Source organism: Microcystis sp. M079S1 (genome assembly GCF_020246425.1).
GTDB classification, from domain to species: Bacteria; Cyanobacteriota; Cyanobacteriia; order Cyanobacteriales; family Microcystaceae; genus Microcystis; species Microcystis aeruginosa.
The window spans coordinates 1-14,991 of sequence record NZ_JADBSZ010000199.1; the positions used below are offsets into that span (position 1 = coordinate 1).

21 protein-coding genes and 1 pseudogene are annotated in these 14,991 nt (G+C 40.1%); 4 read left to right on the forward strand and 18 right to left on the reverse strand.

From position 1 onward, the window contains the following. The first annotated feature begins 364 nt into the window (after nucleotides 1–364). Together crtR and IM456_RS13025 are read left to right on the forward strand one after the other, a co-directional pair. On the forward strand, nucleotides 365–1,258 hold the full coding sequence (gene crtR / locus IM456_RS13020; RefSeq protein ID WP_149987549.1) for a beta-carotene hydroxylase: 894 nt from the start codon (nucleotides 365–367) through the stop codon (nucleotides 1,256–1,258). A 119-nt stretch (nucleotides 1,259–1,377) separates the two neighbouring features. Next, nucleotides 1,378–1,695 (forward strand): hypothetical protein, encoded by a 318-nt coding sequence (locus IM456_RS13025; protein ID WP_149987550.1) that lies wholly within the window; start codon nucleotides 1,378–1,380, stop codon nucleotides 1,693–1,695. Here IM456_RS13025 and IM456_RS13030 read toward each other — a convergent pair whose 3' ends face one another. The 16 genes and pseudogenes from IM456_RS13030 to IM456_RS13105 all read right to left on the reverse strand — a co-directional run bounded on the left by IM456_RS13030 (nucleotide 1,696) and on the right by IM456_RS13105 (nucleotide 11,727). Then, a complete protein-coding gene (locus tag IM456_RS13030; RefSeq protein ID WP_041803751.1) occupies nucleotides 1,696–2,250 on the reverse strand; it encodes a hypothetical protein in 555 nt (184 codons plus the stop codon). It lies immediately after the preceding gene. Between the two features lie 134 nt (nucleotides 2,251–2,384). Then, nucleotides 2,385–3,188, reverse strand: a complete 804-nt coding sequence (gene xth, locus IM456_RS13035; RefSeq protein WP_149987551.1) for an exodeoxyribonuclease III — start codon at nucleotides 3,186–3,188, stop codon at nucleotides 2,385–2,387. A 22-nt stretch (nucleotides 3,189–3,210) separates the two neighbouring features. Further along, complete coding sequence (locus tag IM456_RS13040) at nucleotides 3,211–3,795, reverse strand: chromophore lyase CpcT/CpeT (protein ID WP_149987552.1); 585 nt, start codon at nucleotides 3,793–3,795, stop codon at nucleotides 3,211–3,213. Nucleotides 3,796–3,894: 99 nt separating this feature from the next. Continuing rightward, the gene (rplI, locus tag IM456_RS13045; protein WP_012264300.1) at nucleotides 3,895–4,353 is read right to left on the reverse strand and encodes a 50S ribosomal protein L9; all 459 of its coding nucleotides are present in this window, start codon (nucleotides 4,351–4,353) and stop codon (nucleotides 3,895–3,897) included. Nucleotides 4,354–4,422: 69 nt separating this feature from the next. Next, nucleotides 4,423–4,824, reverse strand: a complete 402-nt coding sequence (locus IM456_RS13050; RefSeq protein ID WP_149987553.1) for a ssr2422 family thylakoid membrane protein — start codon at nucleotides 4,822–4,824, stop codon at nucleotides 4,423–4,425. Between the two features lie 54 nt (nucleotides 4,825–4,878). Then, nucleotides 4,879–5,013: pseudogene (locus IM456_RS13055) on the reverse strand (IS30 family transposase); the annotation flags it as partial. A 259-nt stretch (nucleotides 5,014–5,272) separates the two neighbouring features. Next, complete coding sequence (locus IM456_RS13060) at nucleotides 5,273–5,698, reverse strand: putative toxin-antitoxin system toxin component, PIN family (protein WP_287693164.1); 426 nt, start codon at nucleotides 5,696–5,698, stop codon at nucleotides 5,273–5,275. Further along, nucleotides 5,676–5,912, reverse strand: coding sequence for a type II toxin-antitoxin system VapB15 family antitoxin (vap15, locus tag IM456_RS13065; protein ID WP_002762933.1), 237 nt, complete (start codon nucleotides 5,910–5,912; stop codon nucleotides 5,676–5,678). The genes IM456_RS13060 and vap15 overlap by 23 nt, the downstream gene beginning before the upstream one ends. Nucleotides 5,913–6,192: 280 nt before the next feature. Continuing rightward, the gene (locus tag IM456_RS13070) at nucleotides 6,193–6,390 is read right to left on the reverse strand and encodes a DUF2283 domain-containing protein (RefSeq protein WP_008198105.1); all 198 of its coding nucleotides are present in this window, start codon (nucleotides 6,388–6,390) and stop codon (nucleotides 6,193–6,195) included. Beyond that, entirely contained in the window at nucleotides 6,377–6,637 is a 261-nt protein-coding gene (locus IM456_RS13075) for a DUF4258 domain-containing protein (RefSeq protein WP_002793552.1), read from the reverse strand. Before IM456_RS13075 ends, IM456_RS13070 begins: the two co-directional genes overlap by 14 nt. A 209-nt stretch (nucleotides 6,638–6,846) precedes the next feature. Further along, on the reverse strand, nucleotides 6,847–7,272 hold the full coding sequence (locus tag IM456_RS13080) for a type II toxin-antitoxin system VapC family toxin (protein ID WP_149987555.1): 426 nt from the start codon (nucleotides 7,270–7,272) through the stop codon (nucleotides 6,847–6,849). Continuing rightward, nucleotides 7,259–7,507, reverse strand: coding sequence for a hypothetical protein (locus tag IM456_RS13085; protein ID WP_287705306.1), 249 nt, complete (start codon nucleotides 7,505–7,507; stop codon nucleotides 7,259–7,261). Before IM456_RS13085 ends, IM456_RS13080 begins: the two co-directional genes overlap by 14 nt. Before the next feature lie 425 nt (nucleotides 7,508–7,932). Then, the gene (locus IM456_RS13090) at nucleotides 7,933–8,229 is read right to left on the reverse strand and encodes a helix-turn-helix domain-containing protein (RefSeq protein ID WP_002731911.1); all 297 of its coding nucleotides are present in this window, start codon (nucleotides 8,227–8,229) and stop codon (nucleotides 7,933–7,935) included. Then, nucleotides 8,222–8,614, reverse strand: a complete 393-nt coding sequence (locus tag IM456_RS13095) for a type II toxin-antitoxin system RelE/ParE family toxin (RefSeq protein ID WP_002775262.1) — start codon at nucleotides 8,612–8,614, stop codon at nucleotides 8,222–8,224. Before IM456_RS13095 ends, IM456_RS13090 begins: the two co-directional genes overlap by 8 nt. Before the next feature lie 770 nt (nucleotides 8,615–9,384). Then, complete coding sequence (locus IM456_RS13100; protein WP_287693165.1) at nucleotides 9,385–11,208, reverse strand: bifunctional serine/threonine-protein kinase/formylglycine-generating enzyme family protein; 1,824 nt, start codon at nucleotides 11,206–11,208, stop codon at nucleotides 9,385–9,387. A gap of 198 nt (nucleotides 11,209–11,406) precedes the next feature. Then, the gene (locus IM456_RS13105) at nucleotides 11,407–11,727 is read right to left on the reverse strand and encodes a hemolysin XhlA family protein (protein WP_149987557.1); all 321 of its coding nucleotides are present in this window, start codon (nucleotides 11,725–11,727) and stop codon (nucleotides 11,407–11,409) included. Between the two features lie 434 nt (nucleotides 11,728–12,161). Between IM456_RS13105 and IM456_RS13110 the strand changes: the two genes are divergently transcribed. Both IM456_RS13110 and IM456_RS13115 read left to right on the forward strand, forming a co-directional pair. Then, entirely contained in the window at nucleotides 12,162–12,392 is a 231-nt protein-coding gene (locus IM456_RS13110; RefSeq protein WP_045358293.1) for a hypothetical protein, read from the forward strand. Further along, the gene (locus IM456_RS13115; protein WP_125731018.1) at nucleotides 12,389–12,652 is read left to right on the forward strand and encodes a ParE family toxin-like protein; all 264 of its coding nucleotides are present in this window, start codon (nucleotides 12,389–12,391) and stop codon (nucleotides 12,650–12,652) included. The genes IM456_RS13110 and IM456_RS13115 overlap by 4 nt, the downstream gene beginning before the upstream one ends. A 111-nt stretch (nucleotides 12,653–12,763) precedes the next feature. On the opposite strand, the gene IM456_RS13120 is transcribed toward IM456_RS13115, so the two are convergent. After that, complete coding sequence (locus IM456_RS13120; protein ID WP_287693166.1) at nucleotides 12,764–14,188, reverse strand: AAA-like domain-containing protein; 1,425 nt, start codon at nucleotides 14,186–14,188, stop codon at nucleotides 12,764–12,766. 189 nt (nucleotides 14,189–14,377) lie between these two features. Then, nucleotides 14,378–14,725 (reverse strand): YkgJ family cysteine cluster protein, encoded by a 348-nt coding sequence (locus IM456_RS13125; protein ID WP_045358298.1) that lies wholly within the window; start codon nucleotides 14,723–14,725, stop codon nucleotides 14,378–14,380. Nucleotides 14,726–14,991: the final 266 nt, after the last annotated feature.

The following is a 14,991-nucleotide window of genomic DNA, read 5'->3' on the forward strand; positions in this document are numbered from 1 at the left end:
CCGACGGTGAAAAAGACAGTTACTCGACAGAAAAAAGAGACAAAAGAGGTAGCTTAAAACAAGAATTGATCATATTTCTGACTATTCTTAGCTTTCTGACAGGCTAAGACAAATTTTAATGTGCTTCCCCCGACATCAAACCGTACAGTCTAGTCTAAACTCCAGTGTAGCCCAATGACCCCTGAAAGGGATAGAGCGGTCAAAATCTCCAGCAATCGGGAACTGATCGGGGAAGACCATATAACAAATCCTTACTTTCTTCAGAGCTTAGATTAATTAAGATAATGTTACAAAACTTTATGAAAAAGCCGTAGTATGATAATTTACGCCAGTAAAGCGAACACAATAAGGAGCAACACCCATAATGCAGTCGGCCGAGATGTTGCTGACAGTCCCCAAAGAGTATTTAAAAGCACCGGGGGGCTTCAACCCAAACGTTACCATGTTTTTTAGTGCCTTGAGCCTAATAACCCTATCTACCTGTGGCTATTGGCTATGGTCTTGGCCCGACTGGATTTGTTTTAGTGCTAATGTCCTCGCTTTACATTTATCGGGGACAGTTATCCACGATGCCTCTCATAATTCTGCCCATAGCAATCGGATATTTAATGCTATTTTAGGTCATGGCAGTGCTTTAATGCTCGGTTTTGCCTTTCCGGTCTTCACTAGAGTCCATTTACAGCACCACGCTCACGTTAACGATCCCGAAAATGATCCGGATCATTTTGTCTCCACTGGTGGCCCTTTGTGGATGATTGCGGCCAGATTTTTTTATCACGAGATTTTCTTTTTTAAGCGGCAACTCTGGCGGAAATACGAACTGCTGGAATGGTTCCTCAGTCGTCTTTTTGTTGCTACCATAGTCATCGTCGCCTGTCAATACGGTTTTATCAGCTATGTGATGAATTTTTGGTTTGTTCCCGCTTTAGTGGTGGGAATTGCCCTCGGTTTATTTTTCGATTATCTCCCCCATCGTCCTTTCCAAGAGCGCAATCGTTGGAAAAATGCCCGAGTTTACCCCAGTCCCCTCTTAAATCTGCTGATTTTAGGGCAGAATTATCATCTAGTGCATCATCTCTGGCCGTCGATTCCCTGGTACAAATACCAACCGGCATACTATGCCACTAAACCGCTTTTAGATGCGAAAGATTGTGAACAGTCTTTAGGTTTACTGCAAGGTAAGAATTTCTGGAGTTTCCTCTACGATGTCTTCCTAGGGATTCGCTTTCACTCCCATTCTTCTAAATCTAGCTCATAGCAGTTATCGTAATGGTGAGCTAGAAAGTTTTCGTTTTGGGGAGTCGGTGGTCGATTTTATGAGAAACTCTGTATCTGTACTGGTTTCGTTGTCAACTTGATTTTTTTAAGGAGGATTTTATGGGTCAGCATTGGGGAAAAGCCTTAATTTTAACAACAACTTTCTTGACAATTAACATCAATTATGCTAAGTCTTTAACCTTTGGTGAGGCCGTTGGTATTGGGGCGGGGGCTTTGTTAATCAACCGGGCGGTACAGGATAATAGACAACGTTATCGATTTGTGCCACCAGAGCAAGAATTTCAGCGCGGACTAGAGGACGGGTTTAACTTTGCCCGCTATGATAATCCGCGCAATTCCAGAGACTACGATGACGGTTTTATCGAGGGACGAAGACGGCGGGAGTCGGGTTGGGCCAGTCCCAACCGGAGAAGTTAATTATTTTTTTGGTCTGCGTCCCACTTCGGCGGTTTCTTGAATGGAAAATATCCTCAATTTGCCGTCGATGGGAGCGACTTTAGCCACCGCTTCCGATGCAACTATATAGTTATCACCCTCGGTGTTGGTAATATTGACTACCCGCTCGCGAGTGACAATCGCCATCTCGTTATTAGCAAGAATATCCACGTCCCAATTCTCAGAAAGAACCTCTATACTTTTAATATTTTTGTAGGATTCCTCTAAAAATATTTTATGTTCCGTGATGCCATCTAACTCAAAAATTTCGGTACTAGCATCGGTTTTAATGGTCAATTGCGAGGAAATAAACGGGGCATAGTGTTTGAGGATTAGGGCGATATTTTTATCTTTAATAGCGGTTTGAATGTCTTCAATCATTGCTTTAATTTCCGCTTCGCTGATTTTTTGTCCCCAATCGCGATTACTCGATTGTTTCACTGGCACTATCGAGGGATTAGCATGGACAAAAGCGGGGGAGATGCCGGGGAGAAGGGATAAACCGAGCAATAGAACAATTAATTGGGGAGAACGCATAATTTAATAAACTTGGTAAATTCAACCCGAATCATAGCATTTTCTCGTTACCGAATAAATCCTCAAGGTGAAAGTCCCCGGTTAGGGAAACTAAGAGAGCAAAATTCTGGCTGTGCAAAGTCTAGGTTGATCCTTTAGCTATTTTTGCTTGATATTTCCAGAATAACAGGGGTATGATCGCTAGGTTTTTCTTGTTTTCTGGGTTCTCGATCGATCAGACAATTAACGGCTTTTTCGTATAGCTGAGGAGTTAAATAAAGATGATCGATTCGCCAACCTCGGTTACGAGCAAAACCACCGCTGCGATAATCCCACCAACTATAATGTCCCGCTGCCGAGGTGAATTTTCTAAAGGCATCTTGTAACCCAATTTCTAACACCTTTTCTAAAGCTTCTCTTTCTTTAGCTGAAGACATAATATGATTTTCTTTGCCTTTGGGATCATAAATATCTTTATCTTCTAAGGCAATATTAAAATCACCACAGATACATAATTCTTCAGGTTGAGAATTAATAATTTTATCTAGATATTTCCTAAGAGTTTCTAACCATTTGAGCTTATAAATATACTTGTCACTATCTAGGGAAGAACCATTAGGAACGTAGAGATTGATAATCCGAATATCGCCGATTACTCCAGTAATTAGCCGTTTCTGTTCGTCTAGTTCTCCTGTTAAATTTTCGCCGATAATGGGACTAAATCCCACAGTGATATCGTCCAGGGGTTTTCGGCTAAAAATCGCCACACCATTATAGGATTTTTGTCCAGAAATATAGAGATGATAACCCAAAGATTCAAAAGCTTCTCTGGGAAAATCTCGATCGATTACCTTGGTTTCTTGCAAGCATAAAACCTCAACGGGATTGAGTTGTAACCAATTAATTACCTGCTCTTGTCGGCTGCGAATCGAGTTGACATTCCATGTGGCGATTTTCATAGCTAAAAACCAAGAATTTTTCTCACACTTCCTCAGCAAAACTAGCGCGACGCACAAACTCAAAGGGACCGGCGATCGAACCCCAGACTAATTGATCGGTTTCGGGATCTAAACCGCGATCAACGCTAATTAATCCCCGTTCACTAATTTCAAAACTATTATCTAAATAAGTCATTCTATCTTTGCGAAAGACTAAACATTGTTTCCCCGGTTTCACCACCCCTTTAAAACTGTTACCTGTCCAAGTTACATTCATATCACAACCCAGCATCGGTTCTAATAGGTCTAAGGTGAGATTTTTGAGACGCTGGGGTTCTCTAGAAGCACCAAAAAAGTTAGCTTCCTCTTTAACTTTAAAGTTTTCTAGTTCAATATGATCATCGACTACCGATAATTTAAATACTCGCAAACGATAGGGAGTATTGAGCATAAAATCGTAGGCCTGCTCTAAAAATAAGCTGGTTCCCTTCAGTAATTCATCAGGCAAAGGGCGCATACACACGCGAATATGGGCAAAAAAAGGCGGATTAGCAAAAGCTTGTTCTTGATTACTAAAATCCGCCGCCATCCAGCGCGCTAGGGTTTTTATATCCGTGGGATGAGTCATAATTTTTGAGATGTGAATGGCTATTAGCTATCAGCCATCAGCTAGTTAATCGCTCTGATAAATTTTCACTGATTACTGATAACTATGGCCCGATAATTGTTATTGTGCGATTACTTTAATTTCGATATCGGCACTAACTTCGGGATGGAGTTTGACTTGTACTTTATAGACTCCCAATTGACCGATATCGGGGACGGTAATACCACGGCGATCGATTTCTAATTTAGCATTTTCTAGGATAACCGTAGCCACATCTTGACTGGTGACAGTACCAAAAATTGCCTCGTTTTCCCCCACCTGTTTAGGGATGCTGTAGGGACTGAGTTTTTCGATCGCAGTTTTTCTGGTTTCTGCTTCTTGTTTTTCAGCGAGGAGACGTTGACGCTCTTTTTCTTTCCTAAATTCTGCCTGTTTAATCGCGCCCTTGGTGGCTAAAACGGCGACACCTTGGGGGATAAGGTAATTGCGTGCATAACCGGGGGCCACTTCCACCACATCGCCATTTTCACCTAATTTGCTGACTTTTTGATTGAGGATAACCTGCATTCGTTTCGCCATGATCTTGACCTAAAACAATAGTTCCAAAACCCCTATCATACCATGCAATCGTCAAGTCCTGATCACAAGTTAGTTATTGCCGGCGGCGATGATCTGGGTTAATAGGGGACCGATTGACTGAAAGGCCGAGGGTAAAACCGCTACGGTGGCGGCTGCGATAATAATGGTCGTGGCTAATCTCAGCACTTTCTCGGAGGCTTTTTCGTAGGTGTCAAATTTATAGTCGAGTTTGTCTAATCTTTGGTCTATTTCCTGAAAGCGTTGCCCCATAGCATCAAAACGTTGGTCTATTTCCTGAAAACGTTGGTCTATCGCTTCAAAACTTTGGTCTATCGCCTCAAAACGTTGGTCTATCGCTTCAAAACGTTGATTTACTGCCGTCTGGAAGCTTTTCAGTTCGTTGAGAACATCGGTTAGGGTGGGTTCTTGAGTGGACATGGTGACACCCGGGGTGATTTGAGTGCCTAGCAAAACGCCAATTCAAGTCTGAATCGCATCACTGTCTGATCTATGTTCATACAATACCTAATTTGGGGTAGGATAGTCAAGACATTATCGCAGACGATTGTTAATCAAGTTTACGGATATTTCTATCTCCTCTAGCCTCAGCATTTTAAAATTCGTCCTCTTGGTAAAGAATTGTCTTAATAGTCCAGATGATATGGTTCTTTAATCTTCAATATTTTTCTGGCTACTTCGTCATCAATAGGAGCTTTTTCTAATTCTAATTGACCCTCTGGATTATTATCATAATAACCTTGTTTGGTGTGTATTCATATTAACTCCTGAAAATAGGTGTGTAATTCGGGATTCTTTTCAAATTTAGCGATCACCGAGCTTGTAGGGTGCAACCCAATTATACTTAAAAGTTTAAGTATAAACCCAACACTTTTAAATAATTGGGTTGGATTTATTTACGTCAACCCAATCTACAGATTACTAAAAATTGTTGATAAGTAACAATTTTAGTTATTCCAAATTGTTGCAAAATTAATAAATCTTGATCGCCTGTAATTAAAAAGTCAGCTTGACTATCTTTGGCTAAGGCTAAAAGGTAGTTATCTTTAGCGTCTCTACGGATATTAATTTTTGATTTAGTCTCAATACATAACCCAATTATGCTTAAAAGTTCAAGTAATTCTTGAACTTTACTTTGGGGAAAATGCTTTTGTAATTTTGGTCTTTTGGTAACAAGGTTAATCTCATTAAGTAGCTGTGGAGAAAAAATCGGCACAAGAGTTTTTTCAATCAGTAGATATTTTAAACCAGCTAACTGTTTACCAATAAGAAAGCTAATCCAAAAGTTAGTATCAATAATAACTTTAATCGGTGGCTTGTTGTCCATAAATTTCAGCCCTAACTTCCTCCACTTCTTCGGTAATTGTCTCTAGGGAAAGCTCATCAGTTTTAAAGGTTTCTAAAAGTTGGGTTAATTTTTGATTTAAAGTTTCTTTTTCGAGTTCTTTACTGAGTTTTATTTTGTCACTTTCTGGGAGTTGTTTAACCAAATCTAAAATCTGGTCAAAGTTTAAGGTTAGTTGGTAAGTTTTTTGGTTCATTTTCTCAAATTATTGTTTATTGATAAAGTTTAATTGCTCGCAGTGCATACTCAAAAGAACGTTCCCGAATATCTATTTTTGATAATTCACTTTTTGGGACATCTATTACTACTCTTTGCGAATTGTTTCTAGGTTTATCATTGTCATTGTTTAAATGCGCGACAGCTTATTCTCATTGCAGCCAATTACTGAAACAATTAAGCTAAAACTAATTCTAATTACTAATAACTTTTTCTCATTAATCTTCTCTTTCATAGTTCATATATCTAACCGACAGAAGCTAGGAGATTGATACCAATTCAGCAGTGGTGTCTTCTGAAATAAATTTTCGGAAGTCTAAGACTTCGATAAGAACTAGCATATCGTCATTAGAATAGTGCAAGATAACCTGTCCATTGTCTTCTGCATAACTGATAGGTTTATCCGATAACTCAATTAACAGGATATCAACATCTTTACTGTATTTAATCTTTTTCATATCTATTTGTCCTTCCAGGGTATAAAGTAATGATCAAGATAAAAGCACTAAATTCTCGACAAATAACTCGTAGAACTAAGTTTTCATTTAATCTCCTTTGAAAGATGACTTTGGATTCTGGCAATATTTCTATTTTATCAGGATTACAAATCGTATCAATAATAAATTCTGGAGAAATATTTAGTTCGTGATTAGCAAGGATGTCGATTTTAAATTTCGCATGATCGCTAAATCGAATCTCTTTCATAATTCATAATTCATAATTTATCTATCGAGTTCTGTGAAAAGCTGATGTTTACATGAGCAAAATCCCTAAAATTAGACTTGATAAAAAACCTGAGATCGTTATATTCTACAGGTGACAAGCTTTTGCACGAGAGAGCCACGCCCCACGCACCAATTATATCATTAATTCTACCTGAATATCAAACACAGGAACTAGAAGCCTGTTCCGGATTACATTTGTTCTTGAAAAAGATTTTGAAATGGCTCCGTATTTTTCCAACGATAGGTATTAAAATCTCGATAATCAACGGAAAGAATTTGACCTGAACCTAATTCTTCTGCTAAAATAACCAAAGATGCGTCGGCTAAATCCATTGGCAAATCTCTATATTTTTGCATCAGTTCTTCAATGCGTTGGCAGTGCTTAGTTTTGAGGTTGAATACCTGTAGTTCTCCTGTGGAGATTTTATGAATAAGGGTTTTTGGGACATCTATTCCCACTCGTTTTTGTAGTAAGTAGCAAGTTTCAGTAACAACGCACCAGGTTGTAATAAATTGTTGATTGATTAATTTTTGGAATTGTTTTTTTGCTAATGGGTGAAGTGAGTCGTTTTTATTAGCAAGGGCCAGCCAGAAACCAGTATCAACAATGATCATATTTTTGCTTAAGTTCACTTGTTAAATAGGTTTTATAGTTTTGCGAAAGGTCTGGTTCAGCCTCTATACAACCGATAAAGTCAGACCAATCTTCTGTTCCCTGCTCTTTCATTTCCTGTGGGTTGGGAGAATATCGTTTTTTGAGAATACCTACAAGTTCAAGAATAGTCTGTTGTGCGTCGAGGGGAAGAGACGCAATATCTTCTTGAATCGTTTCTATGTTTATCATTGTCATTATCTCTTTATGGTTGATTGTATCAATTTTAAGATAAAAATCGAGTTCTGTGAAAAGCTGATGTTTACGGGAGCAAAACCCCTAAAATTAGACTTGACAAAAAACCTGAGATCGTTATATTCTACAGGTTAAAAGCTTGGAGAGAAGGATAACCAACCCCCACGCCCCACGCACCAATTATATCATTCATTCTGCCTGAATATCAAACAGGAACTAGAAACCTGTTACTAGGGAGAGATTACTGCGGGGGGGATATTCGGTAGCAGTTAAATAATCATAATAAAAACCACTCCAGACACAGTAGCGGCTCTTGTCGGGTGCGTTAGTGATAGCGTAACACACCAATTTTCTTAAGATGGTGCGTTACGGCGCGGTAATAGTTTAATTATTAACAAATCTCCTTTAAATACGCGCAAACACGCACCCTACAAGCTACTAACAAGGCTCATTTTGACTCGTTGATTAAGGGCAGTGGCAATTTTTTGTAGCATTATTAGGGGATTGTCTTGATAGTCAGCGTCTTCTAGATCTTCAATAACGGATTGCTCAACATGGATTAGGTCGGCTAGTTGTTGTTGAGTTAATCCAGCATTCATACGAGCGTCATAAATCAATTGTGCGATTTCTGAGTTGAGGGATTCTAGGGCAATTTGTTCTTTGATTGTGGGATCGTCTGCAATCATTTGGTGAATGATTTTTACGGCATCTGTGGTTTTAGGCATTGTTTATTTCTCCTTGATAAGTATGAAGTTCTGGATTTTGTTTAAATTGTGCTTTTCTTTGGATAATTCTCTCGATGTCTTGTGAGGGAACGGCGGAAGTTTTTTTGATAAGAGCATGACCAATAATTGCTATATTTTGACCATGATAAAAATAGAGGATTCGATATTGTATGGTTCCCTGTTTGGCTCTAAGCTCCCAGATATCATTTCTGAGATAATCGGCAGCAGGGCGGCGCAGTTCATGACCTTGTGCGGCAAGTTGTTCGATTTTGGTTATACATTTGGCAAATCCTTTTTTATCAGTTTTGAGTAATTTCTGAAGCCACTCAACAACGGGTGAGATGCCTTCTGCTTCTTGATAAAAGATGATTTTTGTCTTTGGCACGTTTCTTTTGAAATAGTATGCGATGAAAAATCAATAAATGTAATCAGGTGATGGTGATGGGTATCGAATTGCTGGATAGCTCATAACCTCGTTGAAAAGAATTATGCGATCGCCCTTTGTTTATCTCCTAAATTAAACTTAGAAATTCCGCGATAATAGACATCAACATCGTTAAGTATCGAGTTCTGTGAAAAGCTGATGTTTACGGGAGCAAAACCCCTAAAATTAGACTTGACAAAAAACCTGAGATCGTTATATTCTACAGGTGACAAGCTTTTGCACGAGAGAGCCACGCCCCACGCACCAATTATATCATTCATTCTGCCTGAATATCAAACAGGAACTAGAAACCTGTTACTAGGGAGAGATTACTGCGGGGGGATATTCGGTAGCAGTTAAATAATCATAATAAAAACCACTCCAGACACAGTAGCGGCTCTTGTAGTGGACTGTTTCAACTAAAATAGGGCAATAGATTTCGGCTTAAAGTCTTAGATTATAGAATTTATAGCATTTTTCTAATACACCAAATTAGCTGAAACAGTCCAGTAGGGTGCGTTAGTGATAGCGTAACGCACCAATTTTCTTAAGATGGTGCGTTACGGCGCGATCATAGTTTAATTATTAACAAATTTCCTTTAAGTACGCGCCTAACGCACCCTACAAGCTACCCCAATTTTTTCAAAAAAATCGACCCGCCTAGCGGCGGGAAAAAGAGAAAAATTGAAAAAAGTAAAAAAGGGTAAAAAGGGAAAAAAAGGGAAAAAGGGTTACAGAGTCCTCCCAGCACCGCACACCACCCGAAAACCGCCGTAGTAGTAGAAGTCGCGGCGGTAGTAGTAGCGGCGGGAAGCGGAACGGCAGCCATTTGGAATGACGACCCAAGAACCGCCCCGCAATATTTTAAAATCATTATCATTTGTCAGCCAAGCACTGCCATCCTTTGGCGCATTCTCATAGGTACTATGCCAATTGTCTTCGCACCATTCCCAAACATTGCCACTGATGTCATAGAGTCCCCAAGCATTGGGCTTTTTCTGGCCCACAGGATGAGTTGTACCCCCAGAATTTCCTTCATACCAAGCATAATCTCCTAACTGATTGGCATCATCACCAAAATAAAAGCGAGTGGTTGTCCCCGCACGACAGGCATATTCCCATTCTGCTTCCGTCGGTAGGCGATAGGTTTTCCCTGTTATTTGACTCAATTTCTTACAAAAAGCTTGAGCATCATTCCAACTAACCTGTTCTACCGGATTTTGCGGATTATTTTTAAAATAAGAGGGATTGGTTCCCATTACTGCTTCATATTGTGCCTGAGTCACTGGATATTTCCCAATAGCAAAACTGTTGACTTGAACTTGGTGTTGAGGCTTTTCATTATCGCGAGCATCGGGATCACTGTCAGGAGATCCCATCATAAATTTTCCTCCAGGCAGTTCCACCATTGCTAACTGTAACCCGCCAGGGAGTTTTTCAGTAAAATCTGATGGTGATGTTGCTGGTAATAATTTTAGCCAGGCATTTCTCTTGTCAATTACTAATGCGATCACCGCTCCAAATACAATCATCCCGATGCTATTATATAGCCATTTACGCCTAGTTATCCCTGATGTAGTGCTAATTTTTCTCTGAGGAGGAGGTGAAACGGTAGTAGGTTGTACTACAGTTCTACTTGAGGGAGGATTATTCAACACTGTCAGAACTTCTGAAGCTGATTGATAGCGCTGGCTAGACTTATCTTCTAACATTTTGTTCAAGATATTCGCCCAAAAATCACTAATTGATCTTTTTTGAGATTTTAATACCGATTGCCATAACCATCGCCGCTGATCCACATCATAGACCGAATCAGGCAAATTACTGTTACTTTGGGGGAAACATCCTGTTAATAAACGGACACAGGTAGCGGCTAAACTATATAAATCACTAGCGGCGACTGCACTGCCCATGATATGTTCATAAGGAGCATAACCGGGAGTGTATAAACCTGTCCCCATTTGGGAAGTTTGTTCTTTAATTCCCCCAAAATCAATTAACATCAATTTACCATCACTCCGACGACGCATCAGGTTATCCGGTTTGATGTCACGATGAATCAATCCTTTAGAATGGAGATAAGCAAGGACTGGTAATAAATCCCGTAATATTTCTTGGATTTTCTGCTCACTAAATTTTCCTTCTCTTTGATATTCTTGAAAGAGGGTTTCTCCTTCAATAAATCCTTCTACTAAATAGAGAGAGTTTCCTTCCGAGAAGTAGTCATAAACGCTCGGAATTTGTTCGTGTCTTAATTCGTCTAATTTTTCCGCTTCTCTCTGAAATAACTCCTTAGACTTCTCAAGAGCCGCTCCCTGCATTTGAGCGATAAACTTTTTAATAACGCGGGGTTTGCGATTAAAATTCAAGTCCTCGGCTTTATAAGTTCTACCGAATGCGCCCTCTCCTAAAACCCCGACAATGAGATAACGGCTATGAAAAGAATATGATTGGCTAGTTTGGCTTAAATTTCCGCCACATCCTTGACAATAGCTATAATGAGTCGGATTTTGAGGATGGGAACATTCGGGATTGAGACAGTAGAGGATACTCATAAATCATCTGGAGGAATTTGATTAAGTACCTAAAAAAAATTGATGATCTCATTGAGAGAAGATGTGTAGGCTCCCTTAGGCGGTTACAAATCCCGTCAAAAAACCAAAATTAACAATCCGCCGTAACGCACCAATTCTATCATTAATTCTACCTGAATATCAAACAGGAAACAGAAGCCTGTTCCCCGGCAGTGGAAGTTAGGGGTTGCTAACAGGGGGAACAGTGATGACAAAGCGGATGACAGTTCCGATAACTGCTGTTGCCAAGATGGTGATTAATGCCCAAATTTGGGCTTTCTGGGAACCTTTAATCTCTTTTAAATCACCTTGTAAGGTGTTGAATTCTCCCTGTAATGCCTTGAGGTCTCCCTTGACTTCGGCCTCGAATCTGACTTGAACAATCTTCATGTCTGTGACATCTTTCTGGAGTGCGTCTAGCTTCTGATTGGTCTCTTTAAGATTCTGATTAATCTGGTCTAGGATTTTTCCTAAATCGGTTTCGATGGTGAGGCCGCTCATGGGTTAGACTCCTAATTAAGTGGTGCTGTTGTTTCTGACTTAGATTTCAGTGTTTGAACAAATTGTAAAACTTTTTGTTGCTTTTCCGGTGTCAGTTCTCGCCATTGTTCAAGTAGTTCTTATTCTTTACCCATAAATACCTCGCTCTTGAATTATGAATTGTTTGGTTTTGAGCAAGGCTCATTAAGTAGCTGGTTATAATTAAATTAAAAATGGATTTTAGGTTCGATCCCCCCTGCCCCCCTTGATAAGGGGGGTGCCGATAGGCGGGGGGATCCCCCCTGCCCCCCTTGATAAGGGGGGTGTCTGACAACTTTTAACGCCTACCTACTTAATAAAAACCACTCCAGACACAGAGGAAACAAAGATCATATCATTTTGGGTTTACGGTGGACGTTGTAGAATAGAGAAAACCTACTGCGCTGATAGATACCATGCCCTCTCCTGCTATTACCACGATCATCAAGATGGTTGAGTCTCTGCCTGATGAGCTTCAAGAGCAGTTAGTAGAGTATGTTCGAGCTTATATTGCAGAAATTGAAGAAGAAAAACGATGGGATCAGTCGTTTAAACAGACGAAGAATAATCTAGTCGCAGCAGCCCAAAAAGCCAAAGAAGAGATTGCAGCAGGATTGTCCGCACCGATGGATTATGAGCAGCTATGAATTCCGCGACATTGCCCTCATTTTGGCAGAAGTATCGCGACTTGAAACCAGCAGTCAAAGCCGGAGCCAAGAAAGCATATCGGTTATGGGTAGAGAATCCGTTTCATCCGTCGTTAAATTTTAAGTGTATTGACAGCGACGAAGATATTTGGTCAGTGCGTGTAACGAAGAGTCATCGAGCTTTGGGGGTGCTGTCAGGGGATACAGTGACCTGGTTTTGGATTGGCGATCATGATGAGTACGAAAAGTTTTATTCGTAAAACAGAGGAACTACAAGCCTATTCCACTCGAACTTTAAAAACCCACTTGCCACTCTCCTATACTTTTTAAACAGGATTTAGTATCACTCCCTCATAATGACATTCGATAAACTAGATGGCATAGCGACTTTTTTCGGAAGTATCAAAGTGAGCAAGCGTAATTTTTTTGGCGAGGATAGAAGTTTTTCCAGGCAAAAAAACAGAACGTTGCCGGAAATATTCGCCAAAATATTGACGATAGAGAGGACAACTGACTCGGCAAAACTTACCTTGTCGGTGAATTAGTCCGAGACTTTCTAGGTGAAAAGCCGCCATTAAATCAATTTCTATGTCTTTTTCCGCCATCACCACCTTAGCAAAGATAGCTGCTAAATTGCCCTTTAAGTATTGCAGATGCGAAAGTAAACGTTTAAGATGGTCTGCAAAAATATTACTTTCCTCCCCGATAGAAGTAGCTAGAATGCTTTCTAGGGTACAATCACCCCGAACAATATGATAGCAAGCAAGACGAATTAAATAGGGATTCCCCCCTAGAAATATCCGTAATTTTTCGTAGTCAAAATTCTGATCTAATCCCTGTCTTTGACTTAATTCTCGTACTTGTGCGCTGGTAAAATTAGGCAATTTGATCGGTAAACCAAGACTAAAAGGAGATTGATAGGTATCTGAGGTTTTATCAACCTCCTGTGCAGGGGAATAGGCAACAATTAAACGTAATTTTTGCCAGAGGGGTTTGTTTTTGCTTTCCTCGTGCCAGAGGTGCAGAATACTAAAAAATTCTTCCCTTAGCTGTGGATAGGATAAAAGATATTCAAGATCATCAAAGGCAATCACTAAAGGGCGATCGAGATGGGAGAGAATATGCTTTTCTAGATAGATTTTACAGTTAATTTTACCCCCTAAGAATTCATCCCAATCCTGTGGGAGATGATTGTCTAAATCTAACTGGCGACTAATACTAACGCAAAGCCAACGCAGCCAGTGATTTAAATCTTGAAAAATTGAGCTTTCTGCTAACCGAAAACTGAAATAAAGTGTATGGTATTGCTGTTGTTGTGCATAATTAATAACTCTGGCCATCAGGGAAGTTTTTCCCATTTTTCTGGCCGCGTTAATCCGGATAAGACTCCCCCCGCGCAATATCTCTTGATAACAAGTCTGTTCTAGATTATTTCTGTTGATATAAAAGGGGGAATTGAGGGGGACTTGTCCCTCTGGTAACTCAGGCAATAGTTGAGGATTAATAGTATTAGTTTCTAGTAAGTTAGGACGATAATAATCGCTATTTTCTAAAGTTAAATTAAAGGCTTGAAAACAATGTTTCAGGGTTTGTTTATCCACTCCCGATTCACAAGCAAATACCTTCATCAGAGTATCTACCCCTAAAAGAGTTTTCTCGCTGAGGACTTCTAGGGTGAAACGATGACCGCGATTATCCCGATACTCCGCTTCTTGTTTGGCAGTAAGTAATTTTTCTAGTCCCGTGGGGGTGAGGATAACCCCGCGTCTGCGGCGCTGTTTTTCTGGTTTTTCCATGATAGTTTTTCCCTGTCCTTAGCTCAAACTCTTCACCTCTAGAGGTTTCGAGTTTCCTATAGACTTCTCCTCAACAGGGAAACAATCGATTCCGTAATTTTACTGGTTTAGCCATCGAGAACCTAGGAAAAATAACCAGAACACTTGTTTTCTTCCCCGTCCGAGTTATTTCTGGGATAGGGGTAAATCTTAGCCTACTTGCTGACGATAGCTATTCATTTCTAGGCTATCTTCCCCATAAAGATCCTCAATGTGTTGATGACAGCAATCGATCGCAAATCGATCGAATTCTCTCGGTTCAATTTGATACATTTTGGCAAAAATATCGGGTTGAACACGACAAAATTCTGGTCTCTGGTCATAAATGGTACAGAGACGGGTTTGGCGATCAAAGTGTATACACCAACCCTCTTCCCCCACCATGCTGAGATATTGACTTAATTGTGCGGGAGTAAGATATTCTTCTAAGTCAGGACGCTCATCGGGATTTAGTTGACAACAAGCTCCACAATTTTTAATACATTTCCAATTGGCCATATAACCGGTGTGCTGCGATGAATTAATTTTAGTACGGCGGTTCTTCTATCCATGTGGCACAGACAACTCCTTATTGGATAAGCCTTTCCACTTAGAAGATATACCAGACTGAGCCTGAATCCGCCGTAAGGGACTTGCGCTTTGATAATGTACCTTTTGGGCGAACGCAGTTCGCCCCTACATTGTGGACAAAATCCGTTACTGTAGGGGCGCAAAGCTTGCGCCCTCCGATCGATTGGGATATTATTCCCACGCAAGTCCCTAAG